Annotated in this window: 14 protein-coding genes and 1 tRNA gene; 13 read left to right on the top strand and 2 right to left on the bottom strand. The window is 48.6% G+C overall.

What is annotated here, in order from left to right; all coding sequences use genetic code 11:
- Nucleotides 1–8: 8 nt before the first annotated feature.
- From AC0YN4_RS14370 to AC0YN4_RS14425, 12 genes are all read left to right on the top strand, one after another.
- Nucleotides 9–2,075 (top strand): YIP1 family protein, encoded by a 2,067-nt coding sequence (locus tag AC0YN4_RS14370; protein ID WP_475836057.1) that lies wholly within the window; start codon nucleotides 9–11, stop codon nucleotides 2,073–2,075.
- A 37-nt stretch (nucleotides 2,076–2,112) separates the two neighbouring features.
- A complete protein-coding gene (locus tag AC0YN4_RS14375; protein ID WP_475780370.1) occupies nucleotides 2,113–4,719 on the top strand; it encodes a DUF5696 domain-containing protein in 2,607 nt (868 codons plus the stop codon).
- Between the two features lie 2 nt (nucleotides 4,720–4,721).
- Nucleotides 4,722–5,621 (top strand): carbohydrate ABC transporter permease, encoded by a 900-nt coding sequence (locus tag AC0YN4_RS14380; RefSeq protein ID WP_475780371.1) that lies wholly within the window; start codon nucleotides 4,722–4,724, stop codon nucleotides 5,619–5,621.
- Nucleotides 5,622–5,637: 16 nt separating this feature from the next.
- Nucleotides 5,638–6,588: a carbohydrate ABC transporter permease gene (locus AC0YN4_RS14385; protein WP_090978036.1), complete on the top strand. Its 951-nt coding sequence runs from the start codon at nucleotides 5,638–5,640 to the stop codon at nucleotides 6,586–6,588.
- A gap of 90 nt (nucleotides 6,589–6,678) precedes the next feature.
- On the top strand, nucleotides 6,679–7,818 hold the full coding sequence (locus tag AC0YN4_RS14390; RefSeq protein WP_475780372.1) for a GntR family transcriptional regulator: 1,140 nt from the start codon (nucleotides 6,679–6,681) through the stop codon (nucleotides 7,816–7,818).
- 206 nt (nucleotides 7,819–8,024) lie between these two features.
- Nucleotides 8,025–9,050 carry a carbohydrate-binding family 9-like protein gene (locus AC0YN4_RS14395; protein WP_475836104.1) on the top strand — a complete coding sequence of 342 codons (1,026 nt, stop codon included), beginning with the start codon at nucleotides 8,025–8,027 and terminating at the stop codon, nucleotides 9,048–9,050.
- Between the two features lie 6 nt (nucleotides 9,051–9,056).
- Nucleotides 9,057–11,675 carry a transglutaminase domain-containing protein gene (locus AC0YN4_RS14400; RefSeq protein WP_475836058.1) on the top strand — a complete coding sequence of 873 codons (2,619 nt, stop codon included), beginning with the start codon at nucleotides 9,057–9,059 and terminating at the stop codon, nucleotides 11,673–11,675.
- A 15-nt stretch (nucleotides 11,676–11,690) separates the two neighbouring features.
- Nucleotides 11,691–12,749, top strand: a complete 1,059-nt coding sequence (locus tag AC0YN4_RS14405) for a glycoside hydrolase family 18 protein (RefSeq protein ID WP_475836059.1) — start codon at nucleotides 11,691–11,693, stop codon at nucleotides 12,747–12,749.
- A gap of 94 nt (nucleotides 12,750–12,843) precedes the next feature.
- Nucleotides 12,844–12,930, top strand: a tRNA-Leu gene (locus AC0YN4_RS14410).
- Nucleotides 12,931–13,124: 194 nt separating this feature from the next.
- On the top strand, nucleotides 13,125–13,700 hold the full coding sequence (locus tag AC0YN4_RS14415) for a P-loop nucleotide/nucleoside kinase family protein (protein WP_475836060.1): 576 nt from the start codon (nucleotides 13,125–13,127) through the stop codon (nucleotides 13,698–13,700).
- A 110-nt stretch (nucleotides 13,701–13,810) separates the two neighbouring features.
- Nucleotides 13,811–14,224: an exosporium protein C gene (locus AC0YN4_RS14420; protein ID WP_475780377.1), complete on the top strand. Its 414-nt coding sequence runs from the start codon at nucleotides 13,811–13,813 to the stop codon at nucleotides 14,222–14,224.
- 136 nt (nucleotides 14,225–14,360) lie between these two features.
- Nucleotides 14,361–15,182: a divergent polysaccharide deacetylase family protein gene (locus AC0YN4_RS14425; protein ID WP_475780378.1), complete on the top strand. Its 822-nt coding sequence runs from the start codon at nucleotides 14,361–14,363 to the stop codon at nucleotides 15,180–15,182.
- Here the strand turns inward: AC0YN4_RS14425 and AC0YN4_RS14430 are convergent.
- Nucleotides 15,150–15,938, bottom strand: a complete 789-nt coding sequence (locus tag AC0YN4_RS14430; RefSeq protein WP_475836061.1) for an N-acetylmuramoyl-L-alanine amidase family protein — start codon at nucleotides 15,936–15,938, stop codon at nucleotides 15,150–15,152. The genes AC0YN4_RS14425 and AC0YN4_RS14430 overlap by 33 nt on opposite strands.
- Before the next feature lie 110 nt (nucleotides 15,939–16,048).
- Here AC0YN4_RS14430 and AC0YN4_RS14435 point away from each other — a divergent pair, with 110 nt between their 5' ends.
- Nucleotides 16,049–16,249, top strand: coding sequence for a YqzE family protein (locus AC0YN4_RS14435; RefSeq protein WP_475780380.1), 201 nt, complete (start codon nucleotides 16,049–16,051; stop codon nucleotides 16,247–16,249).
- Nucleotides 16,250–16,256: 7 nt separating this feature from the next.
- Here AC0YN4_RS14435 and AC0YN4_RS14440 read toward each other — a convergent pair whose 3' ends face one another.
- Nucleotides 16,257–17,264 (bottom strand): hypothetical protein, encoded by a 1,008-nt coding sequence (locus AC0YN4_RS14440; protein ID WP_475836062.1) that lies wholly within the window; start codon nucleotides 17,262–17,264, stop codon nucleotides 16,257–16,259.
- Nucleotides 17,265–17,291 lie beyond the last annotated feature (27 nt).

Consider the following 17,291-nt stretch of genomic DNA (forward strand, 5'->3'; position numbering starts at 1 on the left):
GCCGGATTTTGACAGCCAAAAGAACGATCGTAACGTTAATGCTGGTTATGCTCATGCTCGGTATATGCGCTCCTGCGTCCGCTGCCTCATCGGATGGGTATAACTACTCCTACTGGGGAGAAGCGGTGCCGGCGCCGGATCCATACCGCGCTGCTGAAGTCATTTACGGTCCGGATCTGAATATCGGACCGATGGTTTCGCCGCAGGATATGTATATTTCGAGTTCGGGCACTATTTATATTGCAGATACGGGCAACAGCCGTATTCTGGTGCTGGGCAAGAAGCTGGGCGTAGAGCGCGTCATTACCGAATTTGATCATGCAGGCAAGAAAGATACATTCAATCAGCCCGAAGGGGTTTTCGCGGACGCGAAAGGGCATCTCTTCGTGGCAGATACGCAGAATCGGAGAATCATTGAGCTTTCAGCCGATGGCGAGTTTGTGCGTGAGATTAACGAGCCGAAGTCGTCGTTGATTCGTGAGGGGTTTCAATTTACTCCGATTAAACTTGTCGTAGATAAAGCTGAAAGGCTGTACTTAATCAGCCGCGGTTCTTATGAAGGGATCATGGAATTTGATTCGGATGGTGTATTCAGTGGATTTATTGGTACGAATCGAGTGAAATTCAGTCCAATGGATCTGTTCTGGAAGCGTATCTCGACTAAGAAACAACGTGATCAGATGGAGCAGTTTATACCGCTGGAGTTCAACAACATCGCCATTGACGATGACGGGTTTATGTATACGACAACAGTGGAAGAAAACTCGAACAGCCCGATTAAGAAGCTGAATCCGTCCGGTGTCGATATTTTACGGAGCAAAGGTTATTTTCCGCCTAAAGGGGATATCGGCACGATGGAAGTGGGAAGCTTCCCGGGCAGCTCGATCTTCGTCGATGTCACGCAGGATGCCGGCGGCATGTACAGTGCGCTGGATTCGAAGCGCGGACGTATTTTCTCGTATGACAAAGACGGGAATTTACTCTACATGTTCGGCGGATTAGGCGCGGAGCAAGGGAAATTCCGTACCCCTTCGGCCATTGGCTTGCAGGGCGATCGCGTCATCGTACTGGATAAGGATAACAATCGATTAACTGTTTTTGAGCCGACGCGTTATGGAAGTTTGATTCGGGATGCGGTTACTTCGCTCTATAACGGCAAAGTGGAACAATCTACTACCGCGTGGAAGCAAGTGCTGAAGCTAAACAGCAATTTCGAGGTCGCGTACATCGGTATCGGTAAATCACTGCTGAAGCAAGGCGATAACAAAGAAGCGATGACGTATTTCGAGCTTGGCAACAATCGGGAGAACTATTCGGAAGCCTTCAAGCGCTACCGAAAAGAGATCGTCATGGATCGTTTCGGCACCATTGTTGTCAGTATAGCAGCTGCAATCGGAATCATTTATGCCATGATCAAGCTTATGAGAAGAAGGGCTGCGAGCGGCTATTATAAAGAAGTCGGCCCGCTCAAGAACCCATTCTACACCATGCTGCATCCGTTTAACGGCTTCTGGGAGATGAAGTTTGAGAAACAGGGAAGAGTCAAGATTGCAGCCATCATCTTGTTTCTACTCGTGTTGCTCACCATCGTGAAGCGGCAATACAGCGGATTCGTTGTCAATTTCAACAATCCCGCCGAGCTGAACAGCATCAATGAACTGAAATACATCATACTGCCGTTCCTGCTCTGGTGTGTAGCCAACTGGTCGCTCACAACGCTCATGGATGGCGAAGGGAAATTCAAAGAAATAATAATGGCTACCGGGTACTCCTTGATGCCGCTTGTCATTATTTATTTGCCGCAAACGCTGTACAGCAGGTTCATCACGTCTGATGAGAGTTCCTTTTATTATTTGCTGGATACCGTTGCGATTGTTTGGTTCATCGCATTGCTGTTCGTTGGGACGATGACGATTCATCAATACTCGGCTGGTAAAACGGTACTAACGATGCTGCTCACGCTCGTTGTCATCGGGATCATGTTGTTCCTAGGCGTTCTGTTCTTCAGCATGCTGCAGCAGATGATCAGTTTCATTATGTCACTCTATCACGAGCTTTCGTTTAGAGTACGATGATTGCCGAGGAATCTTGTTTATTTGGAGGGGAACGGTTGTGATCAATAGAAAGCATGTCGTCATTGCTGCCCTCTGCGGATGCTTGGCAGCTGGCACTGCCATTATCAATTACGACGACGGGGACAAAGTGGCTAACGGATTGGCGGGAGACGCGTCATCGGCATTGGCATCGGCAACTTCCGGTGGGGGCAAGTCTCTTAAAGGCGAGGTTTCGATTGCCTCTATGGAGCTAGCTTCAGATACGGTGGTGCATACGATTAATACACCGGAAGAGCTGGCTGCACTTAAGCAGATGGAGCAGGTATCGGAGACGGAAACACTTGCTTTGTTCATCAATAAAGAAACAGCAGAGATTGCGGTGAAGGACAAGCGCGATGGCTATGTATGGTTCTCGAATCCAGTCGGTCATCAGAAGGATTCGCTTGCATCACCACTCTATCAATCGGAACTTTCGTCGCAGCTGCTGCTTAAGTATTATAACGAGAAGGGCCAAGTCTATCAATTCAACAGCTATGATGACAGCGTCCTTAAGAAACAGTTCGAGATTACAGCTGCGAAGAACGGCGTAACAATCGTCTACCGGTTCGGCCAAGCTTCCGGCGGCACCGATAACATTCCGACGGTGATCAGTAAAGAACGGTTCCAGAAGCTCATCTTGGACAAGCTGCCGGATGACGATGCACGAAAGCAGGTCACGTATAAGTTCCGTCTCAATCAGGAGAAGCAGGTCTACGAGGTTCGTAATTTGCAAGATAACGTGAAGCAGGAGCTTGCTGGTTATCTGACCCAGGCGGGATATACGAAGAAAGATGCTGCTCAGGATAATCAAGAGAATGGCGCTGAAGTGGAAGCTTCCGATGAACAGGCTGCATTCACGATTCCGGTTACATTCTCCTTGGACGCGAATCAATTCGTTGTCGCCATCGCTGCGAAGGATGTCCGCTACAGTCCGGACTTTCCGCTTGCCTCCGTTCAGGTGCTTAAGCATTTCGGGGCGGCAGATCATAAGAAGCAAGGCTATATTTTCGTTCCGGATGGTTCAGGTGCGTTGATTCAACTGAACAATAAGAAGTTAAGCGCAGAACCTTTCAACATGCCGGTTTATGGTGAGGATGGCACATTTGATGTGAAAGAACGGGTGGTGACCAGCTCGCCGGTGCGCTTGCCTGTGTTTGGCTTAAAGCAGAATGATCATGCTTTGCTGGGTATAATCGAGGATGGGGATGCGTTATCCAGCGTGCTCGCCGATATTAGCGGCAGACATGATAGCTATAATAGTGTCAATTCCGAGTTTCAATTTGTCGCAATGGACTATTATACGCTCAGCTCAGGGACCAAAACCAGCTCTGTTCCCATGTTCCAACAGCAGCCTTATCAAGGTGATCTTCGTATCCGATACAGCTTCCTATCCGGCAGCGCTGCCGATTACGTAGGGATGGCGGGTGTCTATCGGAATTACTTGACCGACAAGTATAAGCTGAAGAAGCTCGAAGAGAAGGCCAATGCGCCTTTCATCCTTGAGGTTGAAGGAGCGTTCCGCAAGAAGAAATCTTTCCTTGGCATCCCTTATACGGCAACGGAATCGTTAACTGCGTATGACGAGGCTGGCTCCATGCTCAAGCTGCTGAAGACGCAGGGAATCGATGATATTGCACTGCGCTATATAGGCTGGTTTAATGATGGCATCCGTCACAGTTCTCCGAAAGATATCGAGCTCGAAGGTGCTCTCGGAGGCAAGAAAGGGCTTCAACGTCTGGTCGATTACACCAAACAGAATGGGATCGATTTGTATCCGGATGTGGCATTCTTAGAGAAATATAAGGGAGCCACCGACAGCGCGGATTTGCTTGATCGCCGCAGTGCAGCCGTCTATAATTACAATCCGGTCATGTACGTGAAGGATAGCGCTTCATTCTCGCATTACAAGTTGTCCCCGAACAAGCTTCCGAATACGGTGGATGCCTTTATGGACGATTATGCGAAGCTTGGTATAAGCGGCTTATCTTTGCGGGATATGGGAAATGAAGTGAATTCTGATTTTGATCCGGATGCATCGGTCGACCGTCAGGCTGCACGGAATACGATCCTGCAGGAAACGGACAAGCTGAAGCAGCAAAGCGGCCAGCTCATGGTAAGCGGAGGCAATGCTTATACGCTTCCATATGCCAATGTCGTCGTAAATGCACCTACATCCAGCAATCGATTAAACATTACCGATGAGGATGTCATGTTCTATCAAATTGCTCTTCATGGTTATGTAGATCTGGCTGGTGCGCCGTTCAATATGGATGAGGTTCAGAATCCGCGCGTTTCGATGCTCAAAGCGCTGGAAACCGGCTCGAACATCTATTACGCCTGGTACTATAACGAAGCATCCGTTGTCAAAGATACCGCATATAACGATCTGTACGCGCTCCATTATGCGGATTGGTTCGATGAAGCAGCCCAATTATACAACGAGGCTAACCCGATATTGAAACAGGTGCGCAATCAGATTATTACCGGTCATCGGACACTTGCCAATCGAGTCGTGGAGACTACGTTCGAGAACGGCATGTCCATTATAGTGAATTACAATCAAACGGCAGTACAGGTGAACGGCATGGAGATCGGCGCCGAAAGCTACCGGTTAGGCGGTGAATGACGATGTTTAAGAAACCAATGACTTTAAAACAGAAAAATGCATGGTTCGGTGTTCTGTTTGCATCGCCGCTTATGTTCGGTATGATCCTGCTGTTCATTTTGCCGCTGATTCAGTCGTTTCGTTACAGCTTAAGCTCTCTTGATATGGTCGATGGCGGCTTTGAGGTCACGTATGAAGGCTTTGATAATTATACGAGCCTGTTTACGTCCAATCCGGATTTCCCTCGAACTTTGGCGGAATCGCTCGGGAACATGGTCGTGAACGTTCCGCTCATTCTTATTTTTAGTTTGTTTGCAGCGGTGCTGCTCAATCAGAAGTTTGTCGGCCGTCCATTCGCCAGGGCGATCTTCTTCCTGCCGGTTATTCTGGCTTCCAGCGCAATCGCGAATCTGGATATCAGCAGTTTTGTCGGCGGGGGTGCGATTCCTGCAGGCAATGGAGCAGAAGGGGGATCGAATGCCCTGCAAAGCTTCGAGCTAAGTAAAATGATGATCGAATCCGGCTTATCGCCGGTCATCGTGAATTATATTACCGGGGCGGTAGATCGGATTTATGAGATTATCAGCTCATCCGGTGTGCAAATTCTTATTTTCTTAGCAGGCTTGCAGTCGATTTCTCCGTCCTTGTACGAGGCCTCCAAGATTGAAGGCGCGACAGGGTACGAGAGCTTCTGGAAAATTACGTTCCCGATGGTTACGCCGCTTATTCTAACGAACATGGTCTACTCCATAACGGATACCTTTAGCAGCAACCAGATCAATTTGTTAATATCGGAAACGGCCTTCAAAGTATTCGATTTCGGTCTTAGCGCCGCGATGTCGTGGGTGTTCTTCCTATGCGTCGGCTTGATTCTGGCCGTCTCAGTCGGTCTAATCTCACGCAAAGTGTTCTACTATGACTAAATGGGGAGGTGAGTCTATGAAATCGCCTACAGCTTACGCCGATTTGTTCGTAAGACGTTACAATCCGGTGGAGAAGACGAAAGGATTCGTATGGAGATTGATACGAGCTGTCCTCATACTCGGCTTTTGTTTCGTCATCTTGTTTCCGTTATTCTTGCGAATTTCCATTGCATTTCGCAGCAAGGCCGACATTTACGATCCGACGGTGCTCTGGATTCCAAGGCATTTTACGCTGGATAATTTCAAAATCGCCATGGAATCTGCGCATTACTTGACTTCATTCCTCAATACGCTCTACATCACGTCCAGCACAACCATCATCCAGATGGCTTCCTGTACGCTGGCTGCTTATGCGTTTGCACGACTGAAGTTTAAAGGCAGCGAGATCTTATTCGCGCTTGTCATCTTCACCATTGTGGTGCCGCCGCAAACGATCATGATTCCGCTCTACTTGACGTATCGGTACTTCGATCTATTTGGTCTCATTCACTTGTTTACAGGCAAGAAAGGACTGAATCTAATCGATACCTTCTGGCCGTTTATTATTTCGGCCGGTACGGCAATGGGACTCAAGAACGGGCTCTATATTTATATTTTCCGGCAGTTCTTTAGAGGGATTCCGAAGGAAGTCGAGGAAGCTGCATTGGTTGACGGCGCAGGGGTGCTTCGCACGTTCTCCCGCATCATGCTGCCTAACGCCATTCCAGCCATCGTAACCGTGCTTCTATTCTCATTCGTCTGGCAATGGAATGACAGCTATTACGTCAGTTTGTTCCTGAAACAAGTGAAAGTGCTGTCCACGAGCCTCATGGATATGGGGGTTGGCATCAAGGAACCGGACCCTGTCTATACGTCCATGCTTCTTAATACCGGAGTACTATTGACGATCGCGCCTCTTATTGCCATGTATCTGTTTGTACAGCGGTACTTTGTAGAAAGCGTAGAGCGGACGGGGATTACGGGCTAGTCCATAATTCGTATAAAATCTGTTGGATTAGTAAGACAATAATAGATATACTGAAAAAAATAGAACTAATTAGGCTGAGGTGTGAATTCTGTGCTGAGCGATAATAAGCCGTTATACAGTCAAATACTCGGAGTTTTGCGCGAACGCATCTCTCAAGGGGAATATGTTACCGGTCAGCAGCTTCCAACGGAGCTTGAGCTAGCGGAGCAATTCGGCGTTAGCCGCATTACATCCAAACGTGCTTTGATAGAACTCGAAAGAGAAGGCCTGATCTATCGTAGAAGAGGCAGCGGCAGTTTCGTCAAGAAACAAGATGAAGCTCGCCTTGAATCGGAAGTGAGGGAGGCTTCTCCGTCCAGCCGAATCGTTTCCATGATCCTTCCTTTTGTTACCGCTCACAATACGCTTGAGCATATGCAGGGTGCGGCCAAATATGTAGAATCCAAAGGGTATTACCTAAGTATCCATAACAGTGATTGGAGCAGTGAACGAGAGCGAGAGCTGCTGCATTCGCTGCCTAAGAGAGGGACGTCAGGTATTATTCTGTACCCAGTCAGCACGCAAAAGAATTTGGATGTAGTCCACGCGCTACATCTCAGCGAATATCCGATTGTAACGCTCGACCAATATTACAGCTTGCTGACAATGGGAAGCGCTGTATCGGATAATTATGAAGGTGGTTATCAGGCGGCATCCAAGCTGATTGAACTGGGTCATTCACGTATTGCGTTTATTTCCACGATCGGAATTCAGTATCGCAGTACGGTACGTGACCGCTTCTTCGGTTATAGTAAGGCACTAAGCGACAACGGACTACCGGTGGATATTGAGCTGATCTTGAGCGACTTGCCGCGTGAAGCAGAAGGCGTTCCGGCGACTCGGCGGGAATTCTACAAGGAATTGCTGGGGAAATTGATGAAGCTGCGCGTGACGGCGATTCAAACCGAACATGATATGGTCGCTTACGACTGTATGAAGGCGGCTATTGATCTGGGAATCAAGATCCCGGAGGAGCTGTCGATTGTAGGATTCGATAACAATGAGATGTCGCAGCAAGGCGATATTCCGATCACAACCATCGAACAGAATTACGAGGAAATCGGAAAACGTGCAGCGATGATGATTATCGATCAATTGGAGAACCATGTTATACAACGGGAACGGTCTGTTATTCCGATTAAGTGGGTATCAAGACAGTCCATCGGCCCTGGACCGGACCTGGCCGATTAAGTCCGGGTTGGTTTGGTATTCGCCTTCTTGTGAGCTTCATACTCGCAAGGAGGCTTTTTTGCGTTTAAGTTATACTCTTGTTAAAAGGATATGCCATATGATATATCTAATATTTACACATTCGGTGTAATAACGGTATAATAAGTATGAAAATGGAAGCTATATTCGAAGAAGATATAACATAAATATAAATGGAGGCAGGATCAATGCATTTCAGCGGAGTACCGGAACCACACATGAAGAAGTATGCACCTGAGCATTACATGTGCCGAAGAGCGACTGAGCCGCTCGTACTGGATGGCAGACTGGATAAACCATTTTGGGCTGATGCGCCGTGGACGGCTGAATTTGTTGATATCGAAGGCGACCTGAGACCGAAGCCTAGCAAACGGACGAAAGTCAAAATGTTATGGGACGATGAGTACTTCTATTTCGGAGCGGAACTGGTGGAAGACCAAATTTGGGCTACGCTGACGGAGAGAGACTCCGTTATTTTCTACGATAACGATTTTGAGATTTTCATTGATCCCGACGGTGATTCGCACCAATACTATGAATTTGAAATCAATGCCCTGAACACAGTGTGGGATTTGCTGTTAGTGAAGCCATACCGTGACGGTGGACCGGCAGTCAACGCATGGGACATCGCCGGACTGAAGACCGCGGTGCACATTGACGGGGAGCTGGGCAATCCACTTGCCGCTAATCGCAGCTGGAGCATTGAAGTCGCCATGCCATGGAAGAGCCTGTTGGAATGCGCTTCCGAGGGGCGTCGTCCAACACCCGGACAATTCTGGCGTGTCAATTTCTCTCGTGTGGAATGGCAGGCTGAGGTGAAAGATGGACGATATGAGAAAGTGATTAATCCTGCAACCGGCAAGTCATACCCCGAAGACAATTGGGTATGGTCGCCGATGGGAATCGTCAATATGCATTACCCGGAATTATGGGGATATGTTGTATTTGCAGGTGAAGGAAGCGACGAACATTTTACACTGCCGCAGGACGAAACGATAAAGTGGCAGCTGCGCAAGCTGTATTATCGTCAGCGCAATCATTTTGCGGAATTCGGCGTGTTTAGCGAGGATCTGGCCATGCTTATGGGTGAGGACACATGGATGATTCAGCCTCAAATCGAAGTGACTTCACGGCTCTTTCAAATGGCGGCGCCTTCTATGGATGGCAGCTCGACTTTCTATATTCGAGAAGATGGGAAGCTATGGAAGGAGTGAGTCGGCATGTCCTTAACAACAGCAGGTTTTTCGTTGGATGAAGAAACACTAATCACAATAGAGCGCAAGTTCAAGGAGAAGCAGCAGCTGGCAAATGCAAGGAAGAGTGAGCTGTTTAGCGTATTTGAGGAAGAACTGAGCGAAGAAGAGCGTTTAGCGCTGAAGTTTCTGTATGCCTATATGCCGCTGAACGACCTGGCTGATTACGAGGGCAGCCTGTTCCTGAGCCATGTCCGCAAGACATTGGAGATTCGGGGGCAGATGCCTTGGGGCCATCGAGTGCCTGACCATCTGTTCCTTCATTTTGTTCTTCCGTATCGCGTGAACAATGAGAATATAGAGGATAGTCGAGGCATTCTGCTAGATGAGCTGTATAGTCGCGTGAAGCATCTATCCATGGAAGATGCGATCTTGGAAACGAATCATTGGTGCTATGAGAAGGCCACGTATGTCGGCAATGATCCGCGCACGGTCTCGCCATTGACACTGATTCGTACCACGTTGGGGCGATGCGGGGAAGAGTCTACGTTAGCTGTTGCGGCGCTGCGCAGCCTTTGTATTCCGGCGAGGCAGTGCTATACCCCGCGCTGGGCACATTCGGATTCAAACCATGCTTGGGTTGAAGCTTGGGCGGATGGCAGCTGGCATTTTATCGGCGCCTGTGAGCCTGAACCGAGGCTTAATGAGGGATGGTTCAGCGCACCGGCTAGAAGGGCGATGCTCATTAATACACGCGTACCTTCGAAATATCCGGGGCCGGAATCGATAACGCTCGCTCATGAATGGTACACGGAAATCAATTTACTGGATGGGTATGCACCAAGCCGCCGTATTGTTGTAAGTATACAGGATAGTGAAGGTCAGCCGGTACGAGGTGCTGTCGTATCGTTCCAAGTCTATAATTTCGCTGAATTTACACCGATCGCCAAACTAACGACGGATGCCCAAGGTGAAGTTTCACTTACGACTGGTTATGGAGATCTTCTCGTTCGTGCCGTGGATGGAGCCAGGTGGGGCGAAAGTAAACTATCGGTGTCCGAGCAGGAATATTATACGATTACAATTGATGAAGATGAGCAGCAAGACGGGATTGTCGAGTTCGATATGGTTCCTCCGCCGGAGCTGCCGGCTGATGAGTCATCAACTGTATCGGAAGAGGTGTTACAACAGCATCGTAATCGTTTGCAGCAAGGCGCAGCGATTCGTAAAAGCTTCGAGGATACGTTCGTTAGTGAGGTGCAGTCGGGCGAGATTGCTGTTGAGCTTGGTCTGCCCGTAGAACGGGTATGGGATGTTCTTCGCAAGGCGCGTGGGAACAGTCATGAAATCGCTGCTTTCTTGCAGGAGCAATCGGAAACGTATGGAGAATGGCCGCTGCGTTTGCTTGAGAGCTTAAACGATAAAGATTTGACCGATACGTTCCGCCCCGCACTGATCGATCATTTGGTAAGCTCGCTGCCTTATGCAGACTCATTTGACGAAGAGTTGTTCTCGCGTTATGTGCTGCGTCCGCGTGTTTTGTTCGAGATGATCGGTCCTTATAAGCAGTTTTTTCAAGAAACACTACTCGCCGAGGAAATCGCAGACTATCGGCTGGACCCGACTAAGCTCGTAAGTGATCTGCTTGAGAAATTCGAAGTTGTCGAGGATATGACGTACTATCAGGGATCCGCAATGCCTTCCGGCAGTTATCGTCTATCGAAAGGTGATCGGATATCGCGTGACATTCTGTTCGTGGCAATTTGCCGCAGCATCGGTATTCCGGCGAGGCTTCACCCAAGTGAGCGCAAGCCGCAGTATTGGCTGAATGATGTCTGGCATGATGCTCGTTTCGAACAAGAAAACATAGCCACACCGGCTGCAGCAATCGGTGAGGTGCTTCTGAAGCGTGATCCGGGAGCTCCGGCCGAGGCGGAAGAGGCGGCGTATTTCCGTAACTTCTCGTTCGCCAGATTGGAGAACGGCTGGTATCAATCGTTATTTTATCCGCATGGTCAGACCAATGTGTATGATCAGCCGTTTGAGCTTGAAGCGGGACGTTATCGCATGACAGCCGGTACAAGACAGAAGGACGGCTCCGTGCTGGTTCGAGTGACTTATTTTACGGTATTGGAAAACAAACGTGGTGAGCTGCCACTGTCATTCCGCTATCCGAATCGTGAAGTACCTGTCATTGGGAAAGCTGATCCGGCATGGAGATTCATTCGCCAGAATGGAGACGCTGTTTCACTTGGTGAATTGGCACAGGGCAGAGGTGCAGTGCTGGCATGGATCGAGCCGGAACGAGAGCCCTCCAAGCATTTGCTTCGTGAATTAAAGGAGCTGGCCGGTGCCTATGACGCGCTAGGCATGCCTATTATTATGGCTATAGGTGAAGAAGGATGGACGGCGTCCTTTGACCCGGCTTCCTATGAAGGATTTCCTCTTGCGTTCACTTTCGTTCGTGACCGTGATGTAATCGTTCAGCAGGCAGCTCCGGCATTATTAGATTCAAGTACGGCTTCTCTGCCATTCGTAGTTGTCGTAGACAAAGGCGGCGGCATCCGGTATGTAACTGCGGGCTATAAGCTGGGTATTGGCAGTGAGGTACTTCGAGTAGGGACACAGCTAAACGATAAGAAATGAGGAGGAAATATACGTATGACAGTAACTTCTAACTACTATTCAGTAGGCTATGTCGGCGATTCATGGCTTCCCAAACTATCCCGAGAAAATGCATTAAAGCTAACTCATATCAACATCGCTTTCGCTCATGTTGTCAACGATGAAATCTCCATCGGTCATCTGAAGCATTTGGCCAGTTTGCCAACGATTAAGTCCTATAATTCTGATTTGAAGATTTTGCTGTCCGTTGGTGGATGGAGTGCAGGCGGGTTCTCCGAAGCAGCCTCTACGCCAGCGGGTAGGAAGCGGATGGCAGATACTGCTGTAGCCATTCTGGAGAACTACGCGATCGATGGCATTGATTTGGATTGGGAATACCCCTGTTACGGCGTAGCGGGGATCGCCTCGAGCCCGGCTGACAAAACCAACTTCACGCTGCTCTTGAAAGAGCTTAGAGAAGCGCTGGATCAATTAGGTGCACGAAACAACAGGCATTATATGCTGACCATCGCGGCAGGAGCTGATCAATACTACGTTGACGGAACCGAGATGGACCAAGTTCAGCGCTACTTGGACTATGTGCAATTAATGACCTACGACATGCGCGGCGGGTTCCAGACATTGACCGGCCACCATACGAATTTGTTTGCATCGACAGGTGATTTGTTCCGCATTAGCGTGGAGGCTTCAGTTCGCTTGTTCGTTGCAGCCGGTGTGCCTCGGGAGAAGATCGTCATCGGCGCCGCATTCTACTCGCGGATGTGGAAGGACGTGCCGAACATCAATAACGGTTTTCTGCAAATGACCGCAGGAGCTGGCGGTTACGGACCGGATTTCACCCGTTTGGCTAACGACTATATTGAGAAGAATGGGTACACACGCCACTGGGATGATGAAGCGAAAGCTCCATTCCTATACAATGGCAATCAATTTATTTCCTACGAGGATGAAGAATCGCTTCATCACAAATGCCAATTTGTTAAGAATGAAGGACTTCGCGGGGTCATGTTCTGGGAGTACTGCTGCGATACGACGTTCCGGTTGTTGGATGCGATCGACAAAGGATTGGGAAACAATTGTGTAGCGGCAAAATAATCGCGCAGCATAATCATGTTTGACACTGCTATTCTATTCGTGGTAAAGTGTTTTTACTGCTTCAAACGATAGATTGAATCAGGAACTGCCAGATGCGGTCGTGGCGGAATTGGCAGACGCGCTAGATTCAGGTTCTAGTGGTGTAACAGCCGTGGAGGTTCGAGTCCTCTCGACCGCACCAACCTTACAACGATAACCCTTCGATGAAGATCGAAGGGTTTATTTTTTATTAGCCCCAATCACCTGGCTATTCTGACTTTATGTCGGGGGCATTTTTTAATGGCTTCTGAAGTGCGTCCGCAAACCTTCATTTAACTCACCTCACTTCTTTAATGACATGCTGATTTTATCATGCAAGCCAAGGAGAATGATGCATTGGTTATTCTAATCAGTGGCAGCAGCCGCACCGGTAAGACATTAATGGCTCAAACCTTGCTGGAGAACTATCACATTCCGTATCTGTCCATAGACCATCTGAAGATGGGGTTGTATAGAGCGAATCCGGAGTGCGGATTTACGCCTCTTGATAGCACGGAACATATCGGTGAGAAATTATGGCCGATCCTCAAAGGGATCATAATGACGAATATTGAGAACGAGCAGAACCTTATCATTGAGGGATGTTATATCTTACCTGAGTATATCAATGACTTCGAAGAAGAATATGCGGAGAAAATCGTCTCAGTATTTCTTGGTTTCTCGCGAGCGTATATTGAAGCTAGCTTTGTATCTCAAATTTTTTGGCACCAAAATGTAATTGAAGAACGAGGAGAACCCGCAGAAGAAGAGTTCATTGTTGACTACATAAACGAGCAAGACGCGTTTAGAGAGCTATGTCAGGACAGCGGTGCTGCCTACTTTGAAATTAACGAAAACTACGAGAATGAAATCGTCAAAGTTTACGACTATATAGAGTCTCAAATACAATCTATAACTGCCGGTTCCCAATGAACCCGGCAGTTTTTTTATATTCGAATCATGAAACACACACAACTCGTCCACACCAAAGCATTTTTATTTTCATAGAATAGTGTATCTCTTAGGAAAGGAGTTGATTATTCATGGCGAAAATCATTGATTATAACGTAAGTGTACCGGCAGTCGTTACGAATCAAGTGCATATTCCGGTTCCGCAAACACCTGCCAAAACCATATTGGCTGAGCTGGGTATCTTTATCCCGCATGAACACCATAACAATCGCGTTGAGCTGATTGCTACAATCGGTGCATCCGGCACTTTTAGTGTTGTAGATGTCTTGTTCCGCGTTTTCCGCGGCACGCAAGAAATCTTCTATGCCTTGCAAGGCTTTGAGGCAGGATTCGAGCATTATGGCGTGGTATCGTTTCAAGTCATCGACATCAATGTGCCAACCGGCGCGCATGGCTATTCGCTTTATGTGGAAAAGCTTAACGCGGGCGGCCAAGCTGCTGTCATTGGCCCAATCAATCTCAGCGCAACCGTCTATGCGGTTTAAGAAAATAAGTTGAGTATGCTTGAAGGACGAGGTCAACCTCGTCTTTCTTGTTTGGATTACATATATTTCCCATCATTTACAAACAATGAATGTATGTATGGACATTACCTTATGGACAAAGGAGAACTTAAAAGAGATGCATGTTAAAACTGGGCTGGCGGGTAGTATCATCATAGCCGCCGCTGTATTGCTCACTCCAATTACCGGTGCAGCAACAGCCGCTCCCGTAAACGAGAAGCAAGTAGAATTAAAGGGCCATCGTCAGGTAGCGATTGTCATCGATGATTTTGGCAACGGCATGACGGGCACTCCGGAGATGATGGAGCTTCCCGTACATTTTACCGTAGCTGTTATGCCGTTCATGCCAACAACGAAACAGGACGCAGAGTTCGCTTTCAAGAGAGGTGACGATGTTATCGTTCATATGCCGATGGAGCCGGTTCGCGGCAAGCCGGAATGGCTGGGACCTGGCGCTATTACAACAAGCATGAGCGATGCTGAAATTAGCAAACGAGTGGAGGAAGCCATTGCCGCCGTCCCGCATGCAGTGGGCATGAACAATCATATGGGCTCTAAAGTAACGGCCGATGAGCGCGTCATGCGAGCAGTGCTGTCTGTAGTTAAGAAGCATGGGATGTTCTTCTTGGATAGCAGAACAACGTACAAGACGGTGCTCCCAAAGGTGACGGCAGAGCTCGGCGTTCCGCTGTTATCCAATCAAGTTTTCTTAGACGATGTGTATACAACGAATCATATCTCTAAGCAAGTCGGCGTGCTTCGCAAGTACCTAGAGACCAATGACAGCTGCGTCATTATCGGACATGTCGGACCACCGGGTAAACTGACAGCCGCGGTGCTGAAAGACGCAATTCCGCGGCTGCAGTCTACGACAAGCTTCGTGAAGTTATCCGAGATGGTGGTGCCTTCAGCGGAGAAGGATATAATTCCGCACTCCTGATGATATCGCCTCAGCCAGTTGATGCTGCTTGCGGGGATCGAGGAGCATGGTCCGGTCGCCTTCGTGGCTTAGAAATCCCATTTCCACGATAACGGCAGGCTGCTTCACGACATTCAGCAAATAAAACGGCGAGCCTACACGGGGGAGTTGGTGCGTATTGTGCTTGCGATTCAGTGCATCCTGGATGCAGAATGCAAGCAGCGCACTTTCTCCCTCGTTTTGATGGAGGACGAGCGGTCCGTGCTCCGTTCTGTCCGGTGCCCAATTGACATGGATGCTGACGAGAATCTTCGTCTGGATTTCTTTGGTGAGCTGGCTGCGCTGAGACAAGTCCCGCCGATGCCGAGAACCGGAAGGATTCCAGCGGTTATCGTCGCTTAGTGCGTAGTCGGCATCGCGATTAAGGATGGCGCGGATGCCGTTAGCGCTTAGGAGCAAGTACAGCTTCTTGGCTACCGCTAAGTTAATATCCTTCTCTAGAATATCTTCATGGTGCGCACCGCCGTCGATTCCACCGTGACCAACATCGATTAGGACTTCCGCAGAAGGAAGCGCACGTTGATAACTTGGCGGTGCTTCTGCTTGCAGATGAGCATCAGCCGCAGGCGCATCCAGCGGATAAGCTGCTGCCAGTTGATTCGTCGAACCTAATGTAAACGAGCAAAGGACAACAGAACAGAACATCAGGAACAATCGAGTCCATACCCGTCGTCCAGATCGGTACTCCAGCATGCTGTACCCTACCTCCAATTCCATAATGGCTATCGTTAGCGTGGCACAGACCAAGGAAACTCATTCATGTTTGAAGTAAATGATTAACGGGGACACTGTAGGTACACTAGAATGAAACGAAGGAGATGAAGGATATGGCTGTCGAGAAACCCGAAGAATACATTAAATTCATGACTGGCAAAATGATTGAGATCATTGATACGCCGCAGGAAGCTCGGAAGGAAAAGCGCAAAATAGCCAAAGCTACAAGAGAGCCTTGGCTGACACGCTGGTTTGGTATGGGCGGACTTGGTGTCATGCAGCTCATCCGTTCTAAGCCTCGAGAAGAAGGTTAATGACCCATTAATCGAAGAAATGGCCTTCTTGGTTTAGCAGGTCAATCGGGATATATCGGGTACCCGCGGAATCAAAAGCGACAAACAGGCTGTGATTATCCCAGTTATGGTACCCGATTGCCGGATAAACGAACAATACCGTTTCGCGGAACAACTCTGCGGTAAATCGAATTTGATTCCGCTTGTCGAGCAAGTCAGGCAGATGCTTGATTTGCTCCTGGGACAAAGGAGATTTGGTCAGCCATGGCAATCGCTCATAAGGATCGAACACTTGATTGGCAGTAGCGGCATACAGTTTCTTTAGCTGAACTGCAGTCGTCGTCTTCGCCATGCTTAATGCAGGCTTGTCCGTATTCGCGACCAGCGCCTTCGTTTGTTCTTGCCATAGTTGATCTGTAATCGGTAAAGCCTCTCCCGTCCACGCATCCAGATAATACGTTTCCTGATTGGCCGCGACATACTTCCAAACTGCAAGTACAGGCGATACGTAGAGCCGTTCCAAATGGAGCGGTTTTTTTATGGCTTCAGCGAAGGTGGTGAACAAGCCTTGTCGCACCATGGAGCTGTACAACGTATTGGGGTCAAAAGCCGGATGCATGCCTGCGCCGTATTCGCCGAGCACAAACCCGCCTTCCGCAGTTGCATGAACAATCATATAACCAACGGGCAGACGATCCAGCCGAAATGTAACTAACCAACCATGAGTACCTGGTCCAAGGGGGACGATTGCAGCGGTAGCGCGCTTCCAGGATTGAAATTGGGGCTGATCCGACAGTGCGTCCATCCAAGTTTGAACTTGCTGCTCGAGCTTGGATGCATGCTGCTCGCTGGGAGCTATTTTGAACGATAAAGCTGCTGCTGAGACCTGTGTGCTTGTCAAGAGGAAAGCGGCTGCTATGGCAAAAATCGATATCCATTTTCGCATCATCTGCATCACCTGCTGCTTCCTGTAGATTGGGAAAGCCGATTCACCGTCATTGTACCTTACCTTCAGTTGAAAAGGATGTAGGAACATGTCAGGAGATTGGGACAAGCTATGTTC

The organism is Paenibacillus sp. J22R3 (assembly GCF_056269305.1).

Coding starts and splice junctions, on each gene's coding strand:
- AC0YN4_RS14380 (WP_475780371.1), top strand. CDS start 4,722: ATGTTTAAGAAACCAATGACTTTAAAACAGAAAAATGCATGGTTCGGT.
- AC0YN4_RS14385 (WP_090978036.1), top strand. CDS start 5,638: ATGAAATCGCCTACAGCTTACGCCGATTTGTTCGTAAGACGTTACAAT.
- AC0YN4_RS14395 (WP_475836104.1), top strand. CDS start 8,025: ATGCATTTCAGCGGAGTACCGGAACCACACATGAAGAAGTATGCACCT.
- AC0YN4_RS14400 (WP_475836058.1), top strand. CDS start 9,057: ATGTCCTTAACAACAGCAGGTTTTTCGTTGGATGAAGAAACACTAATC.
- AC0YN4_RS14405 (WP_475836059.1), top strand. CDS start 11,691: ATGACAGTAACTTCTAACTACTATTCAGTAGGCTATGTCGGCGATTCA.
- AC0YN4_RS14420 (WP_475780377.1), top strand. CDS start 13,811: ATGGCGAAAATCATTGATTATAACGTAAGTGTACCGGCAGTCGTTACG.
- AC0YN4_RS14425 (WP_475780378.1), top strand. CDS start 14,361: ATGCATGTTAAAACTGGGCTGGCGGGTAGTATCATCATAGCCGCCGCT.
- AC0YN4_RS14430 (WP_475836061.1), bottom strand. CDS start 15,938: ATGGAATTGGAGGTAGGGTACAGCATGCTGGAGTACCGATCTGGACGA.
- AC0YN4_RS14435 (WP_475780380.1), top strand. CDS start 16,049: ATGGCTGTCGAGAAACCCGAAGAATACATTAAATTCATGACTGGCAAA.
- AC0YN4_RS14440 (WP_475836062.1), bottom strand. CDS start 17,264: ATGTTCCTACATCCTTTTCAACTGAAGGTAAGGTACAATGACGGTGAA.